This is a genomic window from Candidatus Aquicultor sp. (assembly GCF_054640775.1).
The window spans coordinates 1-20,267 of sequence record NZ_JBTSLF010000030.1 but is presented as its reverse complement, the minus strand read 5'-3'; the positions used below and the strand labels follow the sequence as shown (position 1 = coordinate 20,267).

General features: G+C 37.7%; 26 protein-coding genes. 21 read left to right on the top strand and 5 right to left on the bottom strand.

From position 1 onward, the window contains the following. The 11 genes from ACYC56_RS04320 to ACYC56_RS04270 all read left to right on the top strand — a co-directional run. Positions 1 to 322 (top strand): hypothetical protein (locus ACYC56_RS04320; protein ID WP_461372954.1); only part of this gene is annotated, 322 nt, incomplete at its 5' end. 4 nt (positions 323 to 326) lie between these two features. After that, on the top strand, positions 327 to 1,124 hold the full coding sequence (locus ACYC56_RS04315) for a LysM peptidoglycan-binding domain-containing protein (protein ID WP_461372953.1): 798 nt from the start codon (positions 327 to 329) through the stop codon (positions 1,122 to 1,124). A gap of 32 nt (positions 1,125 to 1,156) precedes the next feature. Further along, the gene (locus tag ACYC56_RS04310) at positions 1,157 to 2,299 is read left to right on the top strand and encodes a baseplate J/gp47 family protein (protein ID WP_461372952.1); all 1,143 of its coding nucleotides are present in this window, start codon (positions 1,157 to 1,159) and stop codon (positions 2,297 to 2,299) included. Position 2,300: 1 nt separating this feature from the next. Continuing rightward, positions 2,301 to 3,011: a hypothetical protein gene (locus ACYC56_RS04305; protein WP_461372951.1), complete on the top strand. Its 711-nt coding sequence runs from the start codon at positions 2,301 to 2,303 to the stop codon at positions 3,009 to 3,011. 63 nt (positions 3,012 to 3,074) lie between these two features. Further along, positions 3,075 to 4,097, top strand: coding sequence for a hypothetical protein (locus ACYC56_RS04300; RefSeq protein ID WP_461372950.1), 1,023 nt, complete (start codon positions 3,075 to 3,077; stop codon positions 4,095 to 4,097). A gap of 16 nt (positions 4,098 to 4,113) precedes the next feature. Next, positions 4,114 to 5,220 (top strand): hypothetical protein, encoded by a 1,107-nt coding sequence (locus ACYC56_RS04295; protein ID WP_461372949.1) that lies wholly within the window; start codon positions 4,114 to 4,116, stop codon positions 5,218 to 5,220. Between the two features lie 99 nt (positions 5,221 to 5,319). Beyond that, positions 5,320 to 6,981: a hypothetical protein gene (locus tag ACYC56_RS04290; protein ID WP_461372948.1), complete on the top strand. Its 1,662-nt coding sequence runs from the start codon at positions 5,320 to 5,322 to the stop codon at positions 6,979 to 6,981. Positions 6,982 to 7,061: 80 nt separating this feature from the next. Then, on the top strand, positions 7,062 to 7,379 hold the full coding sequence (avd, locus tag ACYC56_RS04285) for a diversity-generating retroelement protein Avd (RefSeq protein ID WP_461372947.1): 318 nt from the start codon (positions 7,062 to 7,064) through the stop codon (positions 7,377 to 7,379). Between the two features lie 307 nt (positions 7,380 to 7,686). Beyond that, positions 7,687 to 8,718 carry a reverse transcriptase domain-containing protein gene (locus ACYC56_RS04280; RefSeq protein ID WP_461372946.1) on the top strand — a complete coding sequence of 344 codons (1,032 nt, stop codon included), beginning with the start codon at positions 7,687 to 7,689 and terminating at the stop codon, positions 8,716 to 8,718. Then, positions 8,699 to 9,130 carry a hypothetical protein gene (locus ACYC56_RS04275; RefSeq protein WP_461372945.1) on the top strand — a complete coding sequence of 144 codons (432 nt, stop codon included), beginning with the start codon at positions 8,699 to 8,701 and terminating at the stop codon, positions 9,128 to 9,130. Before ACYC56_RS04280 ends, ACYC56_RS04275 begins: the two co-directional genes overlap by 20 nt. Continuing rightward, the gene (locus tag ACYC56_RS04270; RefSeq protein WP_461372944.1) at positions 9,127 to 9,906 is read left to right on the top strand and encodes a hypothetical protein; all 780 of its coding nucleotides are present in this window, start codon (positions 9,127 to 9,129) and stop codon (positions 9,904 to 9,906) included. The genes ACYC56_RS04275 and ACYC56_RS04270 overlap by 4 nt, the downstream gene beginning before the upstream one ends. 303 nt (positions 9,907 to 10,209) lie before the next feature. On the opposite strand, the gene ACYC56_RS04265 is transcribed toward ACYC56_RS04270, so the two are convergent. The 4 genes from ACYC56_RS04265 to ACYC56_RS04250 form a co-directional block, all read right to left on the bottom strand. Then, the gene (locus ACYC56_RS04265; protein ID WP_461372943.1) at positions 10,210 to 11,376 is read right to left on the bottom strand and encodes a tyrosine-type recombinase/integrase; all 1,167 of its coding nucleotides are present in this window, start codon (positions 11,374 to 11,376) and stop codon (positions 10,210 to 10,212) included. Next, positions 11,348 to 12,346: a recombinase family protein gene (locus ACYC56_RS04260; protein WP_461372942.1), complete on the bottom strand. Its 999-nt coding sequence runs from the start codon at positions 12,344 to 12,346 to the stop codon at positions 11,348 to 11,350. The genes ACYC56_RS04265 and ACYC56_RS04260 overlap by 29 nt, the downstream gene beginning before the upstream one ends. Before the next feature lie 66 nt (positions 12,347 to 12,412). Then, complete coding sequence (locus tag ACYC56_RS04255) at positions 12,413 to 13,804, bottom strand: hypothetical protein (RefSeq protein ID WP_461372941.1); 1,392 nt, start codon at positions 13,802 to 13,804, stop codon at positions 12,413 to 12,415. Between the two features lie 9 nt (positions 13,805 to 13,813). Then, positions 13,814 to 14,320 (bottom strand): hypothetical protein, encoded by a 507-nt coding sequence (locus ACYC56_RS04250; RefSeq protein ID WP_461372940.1) that lies wholly within the window; start codon positions 14,318 to 14,320, stop codon positions 13,814 to 13,816. A gap of 96 nt (positions 14,321 to 14,416) precedes the next feature. On the opposite strand from ACYC56_RS04250, the gene ACYC56_RS04245 reads away from it, so the two are divergent. Further along, a complete protein-coding gene (locus ACYC56_RS04245) occupies positions 14,417 to 14,605 on the top strand; it encodes a hypothetical protein (protein WP_461372939.1) in 189 nt (62 codons plus the stop codon). On the opposite strand, the gene ACYC56_RS04240 is transcribed toward ACYC56_RS04245, so the two are convergent. Then, positions 14,574 to 14,795 carry a hypothetical protein gene (locus ACYC56_RS04240; RefSeq protein ID WP_461372938.1) on the bottom strand — a complete coding sequence of 74 codons (222 nt, stop codon included), beginning with the start codon at positions 14,793 to 14,795 and terminating at the stop codon, positions 14,574 to 14,576. The two genes, ACYC56_RS04245 and ACYC56_RS04240, sit on opposite strands and share 32 nt — an antisense overlap. Before the next feature lie 57 nt (positions 14,796 to 14,852). Here ACYC56_RS04240 and ACYC56_RS04235 point away from each other — a divergent pair, with 57 nt between their 5' ends. From ACYC56_RS04235 to ACYC56_RS04195, 9 genes are all read left to right on the top strand, one after another. After that, complete coding sequence (locus ACYC56_RS04235; protein ID WP_461372937.1) at positions 14,853 to 15,047, top strand: hypothetical protein; 195 nt, start codon at positions 14,853 to 14,855, stop codon at positions 15,045 to 15,047. A gap of 212 nt (positions 15,048 to 15,259) precedes the next feature. After that, entirely contained in the window at positions 15,260 to 15,718 is a 459-nt protein-coding gene (locus tag ACYC56_RS04230; protein WP_461372936.1) for a hypothetical protein, read from the top strand. After that, entirely contained in the window at positions 15,702 to 15,881 is a 180-nt protein-coding gene (locus tag ACYC56_RS04225) for a hypothetical protein (protein WP_461372935.1), read from the top strand. Before ACYC56_RS04230 ends, ACYC56_RS04225 begins: the two co-directional genes overlap by 17 nt. Continuing rightward, positions 15,850 to 16,203, top strand: coding sequence for a hypothetical protein (locus ACYC56_RS04220; protein WP_461372934.1), 354 nt, complete (start codon positions 15,850 to 15,852; stop codon positions 16,201 to 16,203). The genes ACYC56_RS04225 and ACYC56_RS04220 overlap by 32 nt, the downstream gene beginning before the upstream one ends. After that, positions 16,196 to 16,390 carry a hypothetical protein gene (locus tag ACYC56_RS04215; RefSeq protein WP_461372933.1) on the top strand — a complete coding sequence of 65 codons (195 nt, stop codon included), beginning with the start codon at positions 16,196 to 16,198 and terminating at the stop codon, positions 16,388 to 16,390. The genes ACYC56_RS04220 and ACYC56_RS04215 overlap by 8 nt, the downstream gene beginning before the upstream one ends. A gap of 30 nt (positions 16,391 to 16,420) precedes the next feature. Then, positions 16,421 to 16,816 (top strand): hypothetical protein, encoded by a 396-nt coding sequence (locus tag ACYC56_RS04210; RefSeq protein WP_461372932.1) that lies wholly within the window; start codon positions 16,421 to 16,423, stop codon positions 16,814 to 16,816. A gap of 15 nt (positions 16,817 to 16,831) precedes the next feature. Continuing rightward, the gene (locus tag ACYC56_RS04205; RefSeq protein WP_461372931.1) at positions 16,832 to 18,055 is read left to right on the top strand and encodes a hypothetical protein; all 1,224 of its coding nucleotides are present in this window, start codon (positions 16,832 to 16,834) and stop codon (positions 18,053 to 18,055) included. Next, complete coding sequence (locus ACYC56_RS04200) at positions 18,033 to 18,458, top strand: YkgJ family cysteine cluster protein (protein WP_461372930.1); 426 nt, start codon at positions 18,033 to 18,035, stop codon at positions 18,456 to 18,458. The genes ACYC56_RS04205 and ACYC56_RS04200 overlap by 23 nt, the downstream gene beginning before the upstream one ends. A 198-nt stretch (positions 18,459 to 18,656) precedes the next feature. After that, the gene (locus tag ACYC56_RS04195) at positions 18,657 to 19,880 is read left to right on the top strand and encodes a metallophosphoesterase family protein (protein WP_461372929.1); all 1,224 of its coding nucleotides are present in this window, start codon (positions 18,657 to 18,659) and stop codon (positions 19,878 to 19,880) included. The last annotated feature ends 387 nt before the right edge of the window (positions 19,881 to 20,267 follow it).

The window sequence follows — 20,267 nt, the reverse complement described above, 5'->3', positions numbered from 1 at the left end:
GAATGCAAAAGAGAACACACAGCTTCCGCGTTATAGTTTAGACTTTGTAATTATTGGCGGCTTGATCAAGGCAGAAGGTACGGATCCAATGTTGTACGGGTTAAAAAATATTGCAATGCCCGGTGGATTATTTGATGATGGATTGGCTTCCGTAAACTCAGTATTAGCCGAAGCAGAAAATGTAACCAAGTGGATCGGTGCGGGGGTTGCCGGTTTACAGGTAGCGGGTTCCGCGATCACAAGTGCATCCTCGTTTATTAGTGGATTTAGCAACGGCGGAGCTAGCAAAACTTATACAAACGTAACAACAAAACTTTTTTAGAACGATGACAACAGTAAACGAATATTATAATCAACTGAATGATGCGTTGAACCAGATTGATCTGAATATTGTAAGCGTTCTTAACAACATGACTGACGAATATGATACGACTAATTATGCCGCAATGTTAAATGATCTAAATAACACACGGAGAAACATTTTAAAAATGTTGGCTATACATAAATTTATGAGATTGAGCAGAGAAGCTTTTTTTGCTAAAAGTGAATCTCCTACTTCGCAGAAGATTAATACAACTCATACTGTAAGCCAGTTTGAAACGCCTACAGGCATAGCACTAAAATATAAAATGACGTTAGAAGATTTATTAAAGAAAAATAATATTACAACTACTGAGTTCACGCCGGGACTTGTGTTAAAAGTTGAACTTGACGATAATGGTGGAACAGGTGAACTGAGCAAGGTTTATGAAGATATACCAACTTTCGGATCTCAAGAAGGAATATTAGTCTTAGGAAAAGACACGGGAAACGATTTGAAGTGTGTTGACGGAGATCTGAAAATACTTGAGCCGGAAGACACAGTTGCGCAAGGTGTAATGAACAGACTGATGACCGATTCCTTGAGCTATCCGTATGAAGATGAATTTGGCGTAAGAAGTTTAGTCGGCAGCGAATTGCCTTTTGAGTTAATTCAAGGGATGTACTTACTTGAGATTAATAATCAGCTAAATCTTGATAAAAGAATTGAGAGCATCGAAAGTATATCGGTTGAAAGAGTAGGCAATGGAATAACAATAAGCGGTGTTGTGCAAGCAATCAACAATACCACGGTTAATATTTGAGCATAACATATAAAAGTTTATAAGAGTATAAAATGAAAGATAAAGCGCAAATACTACAGGATATGATCAGCGATATTATAGCAGAGACCGATCAGATAACATATTTTGGTAAAGACGGTGTTGCCCGTGGAGTATTAAACGCTGTCTCAAATACATTAGTCGAAGTATGGACGGATGTTTTCCAGACTAAGCGAGGGTTACATACTACAACAGCCGCCGGAGCCGATCTTGACCTTTTAGCTGCACGTTGGGGCTTAACACGTTTAGGCGCACGTAAGAGCAGTGTTGTGCTGCTGTTTAACGGACCAGCGACAACAGTTATTCCGATTAATACAATTATTGTCTCATCGATCAATACATCTATTCAATATCAAACACTAGCGGCGATTACACTTGGCACAGCTAATCCGGATATCCAGCGGCCGGTAAACGCCGAGAGCATTGGTGATATTGTCCTTGTAGAAAGTTTAACAACGGGAAGCAGCACGAAAGTAAGTTCGGGCGAGCTTACCAGATTACTTACACCGATCACCGGGGTAACGGTTACAAACATCGGACCATCTCAAGGTGGGGCGGATATCGAAAGCGATGAAGAGTTAAGGACAAGAATTCTTGCACAAATTGATCTGTACACACAAGGCACACAAGCATTTTATGAAGCACTTGCCAAAGATGCAGATACTACCGTATTGCATTCATTGGCGGTGAAGAGTGCAAGCAGTGTTGATATCTATTTGATCAAAAACAGTTTGATGGATTATACACAGACCGAATTGGATATTATCACCACAACGATTTACGATAAGCAAAGAGCATTTCAGATAGTAGCATGTAAAAATGCCGTGAAGAAAAGCATTGAGATAAACGGAGTATTTTTCTTGAAACTTGGCTATACGCAGACTACTGTTTTCTCTAATGTAGTTTCTAAAATAGCCGATTATATCTCTTCGATTTTCGAGTTTGGCTCCGAAGTGAACTACAATACGCTTATTGCGGAAATTTTAAAAGCTGATGGTGTTGCCGGACTTGATCTGAGCAAATTTAGTTTGAACGGCGCACAACTGAACGTACAATGTTTATTTAATGAAGTACCGGTATTTACATATCTGAAATTTGCGGATCCAAATGCAGTTATAATACAAAAACCGATTAATCAAACTTATCTGGTTGTGTAACGTGGCAATTACAGAAACAACATATAAAGAAAAACTGGAAAAATTCCTTCCGCCATTTATAGCGCAGAGCGCGATAAGAGACGCATTATTAACGGCAATTGCCCGAAGACTTCTAGAATTGCAACAAGCTATTGCAGCCTTGCCCAATGCAAACTGGACGGGAAAAGGATTAATACTAAACGCGGCGGAAAATAAAATCTTCGGGAACAACAGAAGGCTTTGCTTAACCTCGCCCGCTGGTGAGTTCTTGCTTCTACCCGATGGGTTAACACAATTAACAATACGAAAAGAAGATCTGGCGATTGACACACTATTGGCGGTTGGGTTGCCGGATAATCAAACTGTTCTACTTCTGCCGGATGGATTAACATATCTGAGCATTTCCGAAACGTACAGCGAAGAGCCGCCGGTACAAAATAGATTGGAAGAACGGTTTCAATTTTGGAGTGAGCGCGGCACGGGAAAAGGAATAAAGCATGATCTTGAATCAATGTTTGGGCTGGATTTTTCTACTCTGATACTCCATGATAGTGACAGCGGGATAATTGGCGACGTAACCGAGTTTGATGATTTGCAATTTGTCGGTTGTGATAAGCTGATCGAGTTCCACACTTCCGACCGGGGTTACATAGTACATAGAACGGAAGACGATGCAATAATTAAGAAACACATAATTCCAATTGATGCGGAAATAATATTTATAGGTGAATAAATGAGATTCATTTCGAAAACGAATTTGAAGCACGGCAGTTTAGAGTTTAACCGGCTGCAAGAGTTGATAAGAAACGAGTATTGGGACATCATAAACCGGCTAACATATACTTACGGACTTATCATCAATCAAACAACCGGCGCCGATGTTTGGAAAGTAACTCAAACTGGAAACAACGCAATTCTAATAAATGCCGGTAAGGGAATTGTATTAGACGCGGACGGAAATCCGCGAACAATAGAACTTACCACCAATTATGCGATTACAAATATTCCCGCGGCTGACGGCGCATACAAGGTATTGGTGAAACATGCGGTTCATAATTTTGAAGACGGAACAATTACTCTAACCAACGGAAGCGCAACTGTCACCGGAAGCGGGACGGAGTTTACAAAAATATTTGCCGCGAACAGAAAGCTTATTGTTGGCGATTATGCATATAACATACAATCGGTTGAAAGTGATACATCGCTTACATTAACTCAAAATTTTACCGGCACAACAACGGCTAGTTTGCAATTTAAGGTTGGCGGCTGGTTCATAAGCGAACCGGCGGCGATTGCCGACAAACTTATTTACGAACACGATGGCTTATCGTTTGTCGTAAAAACCGGCGCACAGAATAGCGATGAATATTGGCTTGCAGAACTAACCGTTTCCGGCGGCGTGATTACTGTGGTTACAGATAAACGTGATCAAAATTATTTCATTCTTCACAGAAGTTATGCGTACACGGTTAGAATTCCACATACCTATACAATACCCGGTGTTGTGAACGTGCCAAGCGGAGATACCGACTACGTTTGCCCATTCTTTATAAAGTTAGCTGCCGGACAGACGGCAAAACTTAGCATGGCGGAACACAGAATTAACTCCGGCGATCCGGCGACAGTAAAACTTCAAAAGAACGGAAGCGACATTACCGGGTTTACAGCGTTGAGTGTCTCTACTACTTCTACCTTAACAAACCCGACAGATGTTGACTTGGCGGATGGCGATATGATTCAGCCCGTAGTTACTGCGGTAGGTGCAACACCGGCAAAGAATTTGAGCTTTACAATTTTTATTGATTATACAGTTCAGTAAACGGGAAAGGTGAAACGTGAAAGGTGAAAAGAATATAGGTCCGTTCTTAGCGTTTGATGACGGTTGGTTTAGAAAGCACCAAAGACTATTAGTCTGGTTGTTGAATGCACCGGTTATTAAGATTTGGTTCCGGTGGGTTTTGCGGATCCGGAAAAGTGATTGCCACTTAAATGAAAAGATAAATCTGATACTTCCAAATCAGTTCCATAAAAACGCAAGAATTGTAGGTGATAAAATATTTGCAACCGCAGATTTTAGAACACACTGGAAATACAGCAAACGCATTTATTATGCTTTTAAGTGGGTTTGGTGGGCGCTGCACTTTTGGGATTGGCTGATTGCAGATAGATTCTTACCCGAGCTGAGTTTTGGATTATTTACACTTAATTCTTATCCAAATCAAGGCGAAACCGGGCCGGGTTGTGACGGTTTTATTCAAAGACGGCAAGATGATACATATACAACACCGGAACAACTTGGTACTACAACCGGCGGTACCCCGCCAATAGGACAGTATCAGAAGGATGTTTATATGAGTACAATCCTTCTTGGGCAAATAATAAGACCATATGATGATTTATCTTACTATAATATACTGGGGAAAGGTTTTTTAGTATTTGATACTTCTAAATTGCCAGCGAGTACCTCTGTAAGCGGACCGGCTTATATAGACGTATATGTAACTGATTATCTAGCCCCGGTAGGTTCAGGTATCGGCTATATAGGATTGTTCAAAGCAACAACACAAAATGGTAATACGTTAGTTGATTCAGATTTTTTTGAGGTAGAAACAACCGAGCTTGCAAATCAATTAGCATTAGAACTAGCTACAAAAACAATATCCGGCGGGACACCGGCTCAATACATAGATGTATATTATTTGAATAGAGTTGGCTATTACAGATTTAATCTTAATGCTGATGGTAAAAATAATATTACGTTTTTAGGTGTAAGTAAATTTGCCACACATTTTACTTATGCAAGTTCATTTCTGACTGGATCCCTAACTTATTTTGTAATGCACAAATATTGTAGTGCAAATTCGATAGAAGCGGAGTTCGATCCCAAATTAGTAATAGACTATTCCATTCCCGGTACAAACAAAATACAAATGATTATATAATATAATAGATAGAAGGAGTTTAAAATGGCAGAGGTAACGGGTAAAAATGTTGATACGCTTGAACGGGCTTAAGACATAGACCTTAACAACGATACATTGTTGTTCTTAGACGCAAGCGAAACAAATTTAGCGAACAAACTAAAACGCATTGACCCGCAAGTAATTTTAGCCAAAGGCGGTGTGCCAACTGCAATAAATGATATTGGTACACAAGGCGCTGAGGGTTTTGGGGTAGGCATTTGCCCAGCAAGTTTACTGCCCGCATATATGATTCCATTAAGCGGTACTTTTACGATTGGGAATGATAATTACGGCAATTATAAATGCCTTACCGATGAAAGCATCATGGTTTGGGTACCCAAATTTTATTTTAAGTACAACTCGGATAATACTGTTTACGTGTTGGGTGAAAGATCATACGCCAACGAAACTGATGCTAATGCTGCTGGTTTTGCGCTATACCGCGCATTTATTGATGGCGGATCAATTAAAGAAGGATTTTTCGTTGATAAATATAATTGGTCGTTAACCAATTTTGTTTACAATACCACCGGTATTGCCAGCTCTATAAAGAACGGAAATCCCATTTCATCGGCATCTACAACGCTTAGAGATGCAAGCAATAATTACGCGGGATCGTTTAGTAATTGTAAGAGCAATGGACAATCCCCGGCTGATAATTACGGCGGTGCATGGGCAACCGCAAAGAGTAGGGGCAATGATTTTGCAGTGATGAGCATTTTTATTTCTGATGCGCTTGCATTACTTTCTTTAGCTCATGGACAAGCGGCTACCAGCACGGCTTATTGTGCTTGGTATGATGCAACCGGAGCCAAGAATTATCCGAAAGGCAATAATAATTATACAGCGGATATTGACGATGCTACAGTCACATTTACTAATTGTGATGATGGCTATTGGAGTGGTCAAAACGCAGCGAGAAAAAATGGAAGTGGCTCTAATTTTGCGAAGACTACGCACAACGGGCAAAATTGTGGCATATCGGATATTAACGGCAACCAATATAACATCGTGCAAGGATTAACATCTCTAAATGTTACGGCGAAAAATATTACCGCAATTACGAGAGCAGTACAAGCCGTATTTACCATTACCACTCATAATTATACGACCGGGCAGCAACTGATAATAACCGGTAGCAGTACTGCGGAATGGCAAAATTTAATATTGAATTATTTTTTCACAGTTGAAGTTATTGATGTAAACACCTTCAAGCTGAAAAGAAATTATGACGGTAGTTACGTTAATTCTTCCGGGTTAGCTTTGGACTATAGCGGTACCGGATTCACGGCAACAACCGGAGATTTCTACTTATTGAAAGAAAGTGTTGCTATTAAAAACGTAACTGGTAACAACTCGGTTATAACATCAGATCATTTTAATTCTACTTTTATCACTAATAATTTTGATAAAGTTACACCAACATTCCGTGATGATACTTTTGGACAGCATTACGGCAACAGCACCAATCAAGTTTTTGGATTCAGCACAGACCGTACATCTTCGACATACAAACTTGCTGCGGCCGGAATGATAAAAGATTATAATTCGGTAAACCCAAGCGGTACCAATAAATTTGGTTTAGACTATTTCTATCAATACATCGTGTCCGAATTGTGTCCGATTCGTTTTGGCCGTTGGGGTAACACTACGAGTGCGGGCGTTTGGACTGTGTATTGGAATTACTATCGGTCTCACAGCTACAGCTATGTATCGGCGCGTGCCTGCCTTTATGTGTAAATGTGTGGGGGTGAGCGGTAGCGAACCCCTCACCGAAATTTTTTAAAAAATAAAGTGGAACGATAGTGCATTTATTGATAGTGAAGAAAATTAGAGAGATGATTTTGTATAATCACATTATGGTTATGCAATTTCCGAAACACGAAAAATATCTGTTGGCAAACAAAATTAGGGAGATGGGATATGAAATATTTGAAGCCGCCATAACCATTAACAAACGGTTTCACAAGAAGACAACCATTAGCGAACTTAATGTGAAGCACGAAGTATTAAGACAGTTTGTGAACGTTGCTTTTGAATTGAAATATATAGATTCTCAAAAGCATAGAGTTTCACAACTTAAAATAGATGAAGTTGGTAAACTTATCGGCAGTTGGATAAAAGATGAATTACAGTAGGACACGTAAAGCAGTAAAAGGGCAATGTTTAATTATGTGTCCGATTCGTTTTGGCAATTGGAATAACACTACGAATGCGGGCGTTTGGTATGTGAATTGGAATAACAATCGAACTAACAGCAACAACAATGTATCGGCGCGTGCCTGACTCTAACAAATTTTATTGCAGAGCAACATTCTTACGGGATTGTTGACGGCGACTTAAATGTTAAAGGGAACATTGTCCTCTCAGCAGATGCAAGAGAAAATTTAACGGGGTGGTTATTAAAGTACCATTTGAGAAATTCTAACCATCCGGGAAATTAAAGTGAAAAGATACGGTGATCTAAAAAAAATATGGTGTACTTACGAAACTTTGCTTCAAGCATTTAACGAAGTAAAAAAAGGCAAGACCTACAAGGATTCATTTCTGCTTTATGAAAGCAATCTTGCCGTTAATCTGAGCGATTTACTTAAGCGCTTGGATGACGGGAGTTATAAGCCTAGAGTGCCTTATCAATTTACAATTTATGAACCAAAAGAGAGGATCATTCAAGCGCCTCATCTTGAAGATCGTATAGTTCAACATGCGCTTTTGATAGCGACGAGGAAAATAATTGAGAAAAGATTTCTTTCGTGCAGTTATGCGTGTCGTGTGGGTTATGGCACACACCGGGCAAGCGATGATCTCAAGCGTTCTTTAATTGAATATAAGAACAAGGGCTATTATCTAAAGCTTGATATCAAAAAATATTTTTACAGTATTAACCACCAACAAGTTTTAAAACTCTTAAAGAGAATAATAAAATGTGAGCCAACCATAGAATTGTTCACCAAATTTTTTACGGTTGGACAAGATATCGGTTTGGCATTGGGCAATGTTACAAGTCAAATACTCGCAAACTTAATGCTCAATCCTATCGATCATTTCATTAAGAGAGTTTTGAAGATTAAAAACTATTTACGGTATATGGATGATTTTGTTTTGCTACATAATCATAAAGATAAGCTTTACAAGTGCTGGAGGAAAATCGAAACAGAAATCAAGAAACTTTGTCTTTCTTTAAATAAGAAAAGTAAAGTAGGCAAGATTAGCGAGGGTATAGATTTTGTCGGATTCAAAACATGGTTTAACCGCAGAGTGATTAGAAAAAGTTCTTTGTTCAGAATAAAACGGAAGCTAAAGAAGGATGCAAACATCAGCCGCATTGCATCATTTTTAAGTCATTCTAAGCGCACAGATTCGCTGCCGTATGTAGTAAATAAGATTATTGAATGTGTGCCGTATCAATTAGATTTTATAAAAATATGGATAACAAATAATAGAGGAGATGTAAGCCATGCGTTATTTCAAAGTTAAAAAAGTTGTTGTGCCGCCACCGGAAGATACTACATTAAATATTGTAACCGGTCTGGAAGAGAAAGCAACCATGTTTTCCGAGGTTGACGGCTATCAATATTATGGCGTAGAAACCACAGACGAAAACTTTCTTGCCAAACAGCACGCCGCTTGCGGGGTTGAGGAACTGACATTTACGCAAGTCGAGCCAGTTTTAAAAGAATGTGCGTTGTACAAGAGCATTAACGAAATAGTACAGACGAAGATCCGGAGTAAATACAGCGCGGGCGATGAGATAAAACTAAATCGCATGTCTAATGCGGTAGCAAAAACTCAAACACCCCAAGAATTTTGGGACTACAACACTTACGTTGATGAGTGTTGTGCCTATGGCGATCAGCTTAAGATAGACGCCGGGTTGAAGCAAGCATGAAACTAGAAACTAAATTAATCATACTATTATCCATACTTGTAATCGGACTTGCCTATTTTTTGGTAAGCTCGATTTCAAAGAACAACCAGCTCGAGAAGATTTACAAACAGAACGAGTTGGCGCTTAACGATACACTTAAGGTCTTGCGTTTGCAAAATGAAACTTACTACCACAAATACGCGTCCATACAAAGCCAACTCACAGACAAAGAGAAACAGTTAAAAGAGCGTGATGAAAAAATATTGGCAATGAGCACAAAAGAGATCTCACTCAAAAAGCTAATAGATTCACTGAGCGGCACAATTGTACAATTAGGTAAAGATACGGCCGGCATACCTTATGGATCAATCCTTGAATTCAAAAAAAATGGGGAGTTTTATTTAAGCAAAGATTCGGTATTTATTGACCGACCGCCGTGGATAAAAAAACAACTTGAGTTTATTAAGTTCCGCCAAAAGGATTTTCTTACACGTAACATCGAAGGGAAATGGAGCGGCTATTCCAAATTTGAGCCGGAGTTTGTGAATAAATATTTGTCTATTACCAACTTAGATGTAATTGTTGAACGTGATGAGTTTGTTCGTGTTGAAAGCGATATTGATAAGTTCCGGTTATCGCTGATTCCAACGTTTGGGATATTGCAGAAAGAAACAACTATATTTGGCGGCGGATTGAAAGTGCTGATCAACAAGAAGCACCTTGTGGAAGTAACCAAAGGCATCGGCAATGATTGGCTGTGGGTGGGTTATGGATATTCGTTTGATGTAGTGAAGTAAGTTGGATTTATTATATTTAACATATAATTTAAACATATATATATCATAAAATTCTAAAGAAAATATGAAAATTGAGTGTGCCCAGGTTGTGCCCAAAATGAAATTGAAAGATCACGGTTTATCCAAACTTGTAAAGCAATAAAATAAGAATATGGACGGAAAACGCATATTATCAATCAAATACTTATATATGATAAGTAGCATTTTTTGCCCTCTCAAGGCGGAGATCACGGGTTCGACCCCCGTACGCGCTACAAATTAAGTCATTATAAAATAATATGTTACAGATGAATTTCAGATAATTTAAGACCCTCGATTTTGCAATGTGCCTTTTTGTGTGCCTTTTTGATCAGCTTTTCCCTTGTTTTTCGCCCTGGCTGGTAATCCGAATTTGTTTAGCTCCTCACGTAATTTGCCCAAATAAACTTCACGATAATGTTTTTCCGAGATATTTATACTATGTCCGACCAAACGGCTATTAGCAACAGAATCCATCCCGTTTTCGTAACCCCACGTATCGAAGCTCTTCCGGAATGTTCGCGGGCTATAATCAAATGCATCGAGTTCTAAAGTTTTTAAGAAGCGGCTAAGCGCATGGGCAATTGCTTTGTGATCACTATAATCTAATAACAGACCTTGAGCAACTTTCGTCAACCGTTCTTTCAAGATAGGAATTAATTCCGGGTGTGCGGGAATAATAATATGCTTCTTCAGTTTTGGAGAGTAATATTGGAAAGATTTATTCCGCAGGTCAATATCCTCGGCCCGGATGGAAAGTATATCAGTTGATCGTAAGCCGGTATAGGTGAGAAGGTAAATGCATGTTCTTAAGTTGCTGTTGGCTTTATGTAGATTATCAAAAATCAAATGGATGTGATCAGGTTTGAAAATTATTTTTCTCCCGACTACAATCTTAACCTGTACATCTTTGCTCAGTTTAAAAAATTTCAGATATTCATTCTCAAATAAATAGCCCAAAAATTTCTTAAGATTCTTCTGAAAGTTATATACATAGTTTAGACTGTAAACTTTCCCGTTATTTGTTTTCATTTGTCTAATAGATGATAGCCAAAGCTCCAGCGATTGTTTGGTGAGAACTTTTAGGGGCTTATTTTCTTCGAACGTTTTTTTGAATAATTCGAAAAATAACTCATAGTTCTTAATAGTGCTTTTATCTTTATTGCTATTAATGTTTTTGAAAAGTTGAAAGACATCTCCAATCGAGGCTTGATTTTTGGAAGTAGCAAAGTATGAAATCCCAAGATCAAGTTTTTGAGCAGCTTCTATCTCCTCACAAATCTGTTGAGCAAGTTTCCCTCCCTCTTTTGTTCCCTTCAAGCAAGGGGTAATAATCCTTTTAGTTGGACGGAGTAAGATATTTGTTGATTCCCTTACAGTTTTACCATGCTGATGATCGAACCATTTTACCCAGAGGTATGGACTATTTTTTCTTGGATACCAGCTTGCCATTGTCAATCCTCAATTCAACATTATTGTTGCCGTTTGCAGAGATCCCAAAATTATAATGGACTATTATTTTATCAGAAAATAGATCTATGCGATAGATTAATTTTTGGATAAGTCCCTTTTGCTCTTGAAGGGGGAGTGATTTTATTTTTTTTGCAAACTTAATATCATTAACAGAAACTATTTTAGCAAAAGGGGAAAGTATAATTTGTCGTTGCTGCATCAGTGCGTTAAGTTGTTCGGCATTTTCAGTCAACTCTTTTTTAGATGTTACTTTATATTGTTTATCCATCAATGAATTTATTTCTTGGTTAATAGATTTTGCCCTGGCGTTAACCTCTGTCTTTATTTTCTTGCCATATAATTCGAGATACTTCCCAAGATTATTATTGCTAGCATGAATAGTTAAATCTGTTAGCACGAGATCATTTACAGCTTTTTGTTGTACTGTTTTACTCTTATTGCATTTTCCGGATCCGGCGCCATACATTTGCCGGGTTGTGCAGAGATAATATTCACGCATAACCTTATCCTTACCAATTGGAAGACTTGCGGATTTTGCCTTACCGCCGCAGTAACCACAATAAAGAACTTCTATATTGCTTAGTAAGTATTCTTTGCGGTGAGGGCGCAAAGTTTTAGCCGATAGTTGAGCTATGAGTTTTTTAGCGGTTGCCAAATCTATAATAGGTTCGTGATTGTCTTTCTCATCATTAATGTATCCAGCATAGAACATTATTTTATCTTTCTTGAACAGATAAACGAGAGTGCCTGCGCTCCATTCTTTACCGGTTTGGGAAGGAATTTTTTTATTGTTCAGCTCGTAGAGAATATCCCGTTTTGATTTGCCGCTAAGCGCAAGATCGAAAATGTGTTTTACAACCCTTGCTTCTTTAGGATTGATAAACGGCTTTTTATCTTTTGGTATGTAGCCATAAGGCATTCGCCAGCCAGTATAATTTGAGTGTAACATATAACCTCTCTATTATTTATTGAATACTACTTTTATGCTTTTATATGTCAAGCCAATCTAAATATGCTAAAAATTGATTCTCATGCTGATGCTATAAGAATTGCCAACTGAATTAAAACTGAGATCGTATTTTTCATTATAATCATTAACTGTCGATATTGTATTAATAAGTCCCCAGATATAAGCAACCGCTCCTATACCAATGCAAATGTTTCTCATCAGAATTGGGTCGGCTCTTTGAGACCGCTGATAGTTGTCATCTTTAATGGGAATATCTGGAGTATTCATTGCTTTGTTATGATAGATAATTGCCCCAATTGCGGAAACAGAGGTAATCCCAAAAACAATCCATCCGCGTTTATCGCCTTGAGCGGTTAAACCTATCCCGGGTAGGACAGCAGATAGCGTAGTGTATAAGAAAGCGGATTTCATTTGTGAATTTAGCTGATTTGAAACTAGCTGCGATATTGATTCATCAATTTGAATCGCTTTCACATATGATATTCTTGCGTCTTCTATTAAATTTTGTTCTAATTGATTGTTGCCTTGATAGTAATAAGTAGAGGAATAGTTCTTTCTGTCCCTTTCATCTAAATTATTACCAAACTTTTGCGCCGATTCGTAATACAAAATAGCATTGTTGTATAGTTTGTTCTTGTAATAATCTCCGGCAACTTTAATACATAACAAAAAATATTCGTTTTCAAGGTGGTTACGTTGTTCTTGCGTGTATTTAGATGTAATAAGAGTTGTTTTTAAAAGTGAAATAGTATTTTTACAACTCTCAATATCCTTACTCTGAGAAACTAGAGCTAAATAATTGTTGTAGAGTAGATCATAAATTTTTTTATTATCGGGAGAATATCTCATGGCAGTATTTGTCTCGGCAATACTCTCGTAGTATTCCCCTTTATCGTAAAGTTGTTGTGACTTTAATAAAGAAGCCTCGCTTTTTAATTTTGCCAGCTTATTTTCAATAATTAGGATATTTTCGTTTAGTATTTTAGCCTTGCCTTGTTTTTGATCTAAAATTTCTTTGTCTTCCCAGAGCATATCTCCATAATATTTGACTAATGTAGCTGCGCCTAAAACGGTTTTCCCGTTGGTAGTGTAGAGAAAAAAATGTTTTCCATAATATGAATCACCCATAAAATTTTTATTCTTTGGATTCTCAACAAAAATATTTCCGTTCTCAAACATAGTACCAGTAGAATTAAAATTACCATCTAGGGGCCAAGCTTTGCCCCATAATAGAATTAATGAACCATTATCATAGATACCCTTAACATTACCAGATACTTGAAATAATTTATGCTTCTGCTCTAGTTCATTCAACTCACTATTCACATAATCCTGTTCTTTTTTCGAAGAGACTAATTCAGCTTCAAGAGAATCGATATTTTGCGCTGATAGTAATGGTGTAATCAACAGACAGAAAAAAAATATTTTAGTTTTCATTTTGCTGCCCTAAGGATTTTTGTCCTCTAATATCTTTTCAAGTTTTTTAATATGTTGCTCTCTTTCAGAGAGTTGTTGTTTTAACATATTAATGATCTCTTTGTAAGGTTCCGTAATCTTGTCAGTTAATTCTGCATCAAATGATTGATAATAATTGATTTCTCTAGGTTCGCCTATAAAATTACCTTGCATTGCGGGACTCTCCGATTGTGAAGCCCCATTGTCCCCGGCGAACGATTGAGAATTCCCGCTGTATTTTTCTTCATAATTTATACTTATTGACCCCTCTGCATCATCATTTGGCCCCCCAGTTAAAAGCCAGTTAAGATCAAGTTTATAATCGCTTTTTTCTCTAAGTTCCGAAAGCAATTCGCCACCTAAAACGCTAGTACCATTAAAATAGCGCGTGAAAAATGTACTGCCCTTCCCCATCTTTTCAGCAAATTCGACCAAAGAAGAATAATTCTTCTCAGCAAATTTCTTTAATTTAAGCCCTATTTCAACTCTTTTATTCAAAATAGAATAATTATTTTATTTTTTGCTTGACACAATAGCATAATTTCCTTATCGTTGTATTAGGTTCTTACAACAACATAAAGAAACGAGGGAACAATGGAACAAGAAAACGACATCATAAAAGACCTTCCAGAATTAAAGAAACTTGCTGCTGAAATAGTAGCCAAACTTGATGGTCTCACTTTCTCTTACGCTTTCAAAGTTCTTCAATTAGCCGAAATGCAACTAAGAGAAGCTGAATGCAAAACGATTTTCAAAAATAATCATGTTGATCAGGTAGAGTAATTTCATGAATACGTTGCTTCGCTTCCATAATAAGTTTATGAGCTTCATCAATGTAAGGGTCGAAAGATTTTTTAGTTTCACCTTCTTCCTTACGAAGCTGTACTGCAACAAGAGTGACAAGAGACGCATAAATGTTATCAAGTTTCAACAACTGAATATCAACCGGGTTTTCATTAATTACTTTTGTCATAATACAGATACCCTAAAATCTAAGAATAATTTTATAACACCATAGAGACATAATAATATGGAAAATAATGAAAAAGAAATTGAGAAGAAAGAAACCATAAGCGCAGAAATATCTAGGGACCAGCACAAGTTGATCAAAAAGATTGCGATTGATATGGATAAAGATATTCGGGATATATATGCCGAGGTAATTCCTTTAGGAATCGCAGAATATGCTAAACGTAATTCTCTCACAGTTCAACTATCTAATTAACGATTATGAAAAATTCACGATACACAAATGCAAAATATATTTCAGTACGAGGAAAGTTGATTCCAGGAAAGTTCTTGAGTGGTGCGAAATATGGTTTCATCAATACCTCTAATAATTTCAGAAACAAAATAGCATTTGAATAAAATTTTAAAAAGGAAATCCATTCGAAATGGATTTGAAACATAGTTCACAAATAAAAAATAGAGGGTTATATGGACAGAAAAAAAACATATAATATTCTACCAATACTTTTACCAACCGAAATAGATTATGAAGCTGAAGAAAAGCTAAGTGAGCGTTACGAACATTATCCGGTTAACTTCACTACACAATTCTCACTTGCAAAACTTGACCGCTATCCGCCGGAAGTATTAGAAGTCCTAGAAGCATTCAGCGCGGTACTTAAAGAATCTTTGGACAAATACATTGCAGCAGTTCGCAACGAGAGCGGTGATTTATTCCGCGATGTACTGCAGAAAGATTTAGCCCCAAAACTTGCCAGCAGCAAGATTGCTGTTCAATGCTGGATGAACGCAAGGGACATAAGCGGCAAAAAGCTTGGCGTTGGAGATCTTGTTTTACTAATGTACTTAATGCAAGATTTTTCATCGGTAAAAGCTCTCAAGTATTATTGTGGAAAATTAGAGGGCACAAATGCTGTTAAAAATTGATAAAGAAAAATATTCGTTCGAATTGGGAATGATGAAAATGCATGGATGGATTAACGAGGATCTAACATTGACCGAATTAGGTGTGCTAAAGAAAGAGACAATAAAAGAGTTGTTCCCACAATTAGAGATAGTTGAAGACAGCAATGAACTTAGAATATCTTAAAACGGAATCACCTGTATTTTGGGAAGGGGTAAAACTCGGGTTGATGATTTCAGCATTCGCTGAGAATAAAAAAAAGGATAGACCGTTAAGTGAGCGGCAAGCGGCATTTAAATTCGGAATGACTTCGAAAGAGTTTAGAGATTCATTTGTAACATGTGAAGATCCGGAAATTGCGCCGATTACGGTAAGCGTACCAAATAGAAAAAAATCATTCCGTAAGTATTTACCAAGTGATGTTGAACTATTAATTGAGAAACATAAGAACAAATTTAATTATCAGAATTGGCAGAAGAGGAAAAAAGAACATAGCTATTTTGATTAATAAAAAAATTGAGGATATTATGTTAGAAAAAATAATTACAGCTTGTGCCGGACTTAAACGTTGGCAGATTGAAGAAAGACTTTGGACATTATATTACGGGACCACATCCAGACGGATGAAGAATGCAGTTCACAAATTTGCGGTAGATAATAATTTGATGCTGGTAGAGCCGCTAGAAAATTCATAAAATAATTTCAAATCATAAAGGGTTATAGCGATGTTAAGATTACTTAAGTTCAAGAAACATTTGGATAACGGTTACGGAAAGCCGGTGTGTGATTACAGCGCGCCGGGGAAAACCGTTCCGTGGGGCGATGGACTTTACAATTGCGAGGAATGCCACGCAAGGGTTAAAACCGCACAACAGAAACAAGAACAGATCGATTTGCTGAATCGTTCAGAGCAAGACATACGAAAGCAATTATATGTTGTTCCAAACAAACCACGTGATTTAGATCCCGAAGTTGTGCGGGATCTTAAAAAACAATGGCTTTCAATTGAGAGGAAGCGCAAAGCAATTATCTCAACTATAAACACTGTTGAGAGTGATATTATGGCGCAGCTTACAGCTCATAGATACCTCGCAGCCCAAAAACAAGGAACAGCAATATGAGCCAAATAATGTTAGTTGAAGAAAAAGAAACAGAGAAAAAGGAGATTAAATAAAATGACAGAGAATAAAGATAATAGTTTGTTCGATATCACAAATCGAAAAGTAAGCGACAACACACAGCTGCAATCGATCTTTGCACAAGCTGACCAGAAAACGAATAACCTAGTCCCGAGCAGTATGACTTTCGGTGCACGGCCGGAACTTGTGCTTGGCTTTACACTTATCACCGTAAACACTCTTTTTGAAAAATATACATACCAGAATAAGGAATACGATCAGAAGAGCAACGGAGATATTTTTCTTGTTGATAAGAAAACTAAACGTTACGCTCTTCACCTTAGAAAGCTGAAAGAGATTGCCCAAGCAGCGGGTGTGAAAATTACTCGCCAGACAGAGATCGACCATCAGTACGATGATAAAGGGAGAACAATATATGTGAAGTTTCAACTTGATTGGGAGATGATAAGTATTGACGGCAGCATGAAGAGCGGAATGCAGATCGGCGAGTATTCATATATGGCACAAGTTGAAAAGCTTAAAAAAGATGATGGATCATTAAACGAAGAGTTTCTTGAAAAACAGCGTGGAGATGGTGCAAAGTTGGCGATGAGTAACGCGCTTGGCCGGGCGATAAAAGACGCGCTTCCAAAAATGAAGGGAACATTCACAATCGATGAACTAAAGAAACCTTTCTTAGTGCCATGCGTAATCAAAGATCTTTCGAAACTTTTAGAAAAATACCCAGATGTTGAAAAGATGTTGTTGGCGAAAGAACTTGGTATTTCTGAAATGATTTACGGTCATCAGAACAAAATGCTTGAAGACCATCTTGCGGCGAATGAAAATCTCCAGTTAAAAGCAGCGGAAGTGATCGAGCCACTTCCAGAAGAACTAAAGGAGGGGAAATCTTTACCGGCAGAAAAAGAGATACCATCTAGCGGAAGCGGGATTGAGCAGTCACAAGAACAAACATCCTCACAACAATCAGTTGAAACCAAATCCGCCGCACAAGTTTCAGAACCAACACCGCAAGAGCTTAATAAGATAACGGCGAAAGAATATCAAGACCAGCCGGAGAATGTGCGGGTTAAGAAAATTGAAGATCTGCTAAAACAGAAAGGAAAAAGTTGGACGGGAAAGAATCCGATTGATAAGTACACGGCAGTACAGCACGTAAAGTTCATTGAGGATCTTCTCAATTTGCCGGATGCAATAATTGAAGATAAAGTATTTAGCTGAGATGATTATGCCAATTGAAATTAGCAGATGTACGGGACATTGTTGCGAAAAATTCACGCTACCATACACACCTTCGGAGTTGCGTAGAATTTATGAAGGGAGGGGGAAAGGGAAAATTGGTAATGCTACAGTGGATATTGATTGGAAAGAAGCGCAACAAATTATATTGATGGTAAAAAGCATAATGAACGACTATACGCCGAAGAATCCAAGATTATATACTTGTCGGAATTTTGATGTAACAACTAGAAACTGCAAGATATATGATCACCGACCAAGAATGTGTCGCAACTTTCCATATGGTAAAAAGTGTCCAAATAAAGGATGCACCCTTAAATACGAAAAGACTCCAACAATAAAATATACAGAAAAAAAATTTGAGGAGAGTGACCATCGTGAATAAGACTGATTTTATTCTATTTATGATTGCGGCGGTTTCGGTTTGGGGAGGTTTTTTAAGAGGATTAATTGAATTTCGTTCACATTCACATTAGAGGAGATAAAGCCATGCACAAGCGGCCTCGTATTTTAACGGCCCCCCACGTTAGAATATATCGCAAGTGCATGGCAGTTTTAAGTTCACAAAAATTTAGAGGTTAATATGGATAACAAAATAAAAATACTTGCAACCGGTGATTGGCATTCATGTAGCGAAACCAAAAACCAAAATAAGTTAAGACATTCATTAGACCAAATGGTTGATTACTTATCGAAGAACCCAACAGATTATCTTGTACATAGCGGCGATATGTACGAAAAGCTATTGATGTTCAAGGGCAATGGTGGTGTTGACCTTGTGTTTGAATATTTACGCAAGATGGCTCGTTTTGTAAAATATGTTGTTATCGTAAAGGGTAATGAATTTCACGATCCTACAGGAAGTATTTCACTTCTTCACAAACTTGAACCAAACATACTTGCATACGAACAACCGGTTATTTTAGGATTTTTCAAAGAGAAAGAAGAAACAACTTACTTGGATCTTCTTAGAAGCGATTATCAGAAGATTGCTCAGGAGAGTTTACAGCCGGAAATAATAATTAATATGGTTCCATATCCAACTAAGCAAGCATTTATAACAGATCAAAGCATTGATGTGAACAATCAGAACTTTGGAGAGGTGTTTGATAACCTAATGATAGCACTAGGAATGGTAAATAATAAGTTCAGTTGTGCAAAGGTTATGGGCTTTCACGGGAACGTGCAAGGTGCGCGATTATCAAACGGACAGACTTTGGGGCAGCAAGATTTAATTATCTCACCACAAAGTTTATTAAAAGCAGCTTGCAACTATTATGCGTTATCTCATGTACACATGTGGCAAGAGATTTTATGGAACATGATTTACAGCGGCAACACTGGGAACAGAAATTGGGGAGAAACCGAGCAGAAGAGCTTCCAAGTTGTGAAGTTTGAAGACGGACAAATGGAAATTGAGAGAGTGCTTTTAAAAGGTACGCGACCGATGATTGAGGTAAAAGCAGAATTCAAAAACGGAAAACTTGTTTACGATACAGAGATCCCGGAGAACGCCGAGGTTAGAGTAAGATGTAAAATAACCGAAGATGAAACCAATTTGTTGACAGATGAAAAGATTGAAGAGCTTACAAAGCAGTTAGGCGCAGATAAAGAAGTAAGATTTGATCCCGAGGTGGTACCCACACAGCGAGAGAGCCGCAGCGAGATCATAATGGACGCTAAGACGCTTGAGGATGAGGTTGCTGAGTATGCACGGATAACCGGCTATGAGGTTACAAAATCTATCCTTTCAAAAATTGATATTATAAAACAAAAAGCTGCAGAAACCGCAACGGTTGAAGAATGAGCGGAGAAGCTTATGGCTGGATGCTCATAGGAATTATTTGTCTTGTATTTGCTTTTGGATGTTATATAGGAGGAGAGATATTCAAAAGATGGTTTTGGTAGGAAGTATTAAAAAAAGATGATTAACCCGACAAGGACCCGGCAATGAGATATAAAAGAACTTAGCACTCTTTATTAGTCATTGCCGGAAAGTTTTATAACAAGGAGAGATTATGCAATTTCTAAAAATTAAGAAAGACAAGAAAACGGATAAAGTTACACTGGAATATCAGAAGCTGAAAAAAGATGATGCGATTGATGAGTTTTCTTTTTCATCATTCGATAAACCACTCCCGGAGTTTGATGCTGCCATGTTGGTTCTTCGCAAATACGTACTACAGATTTGCGA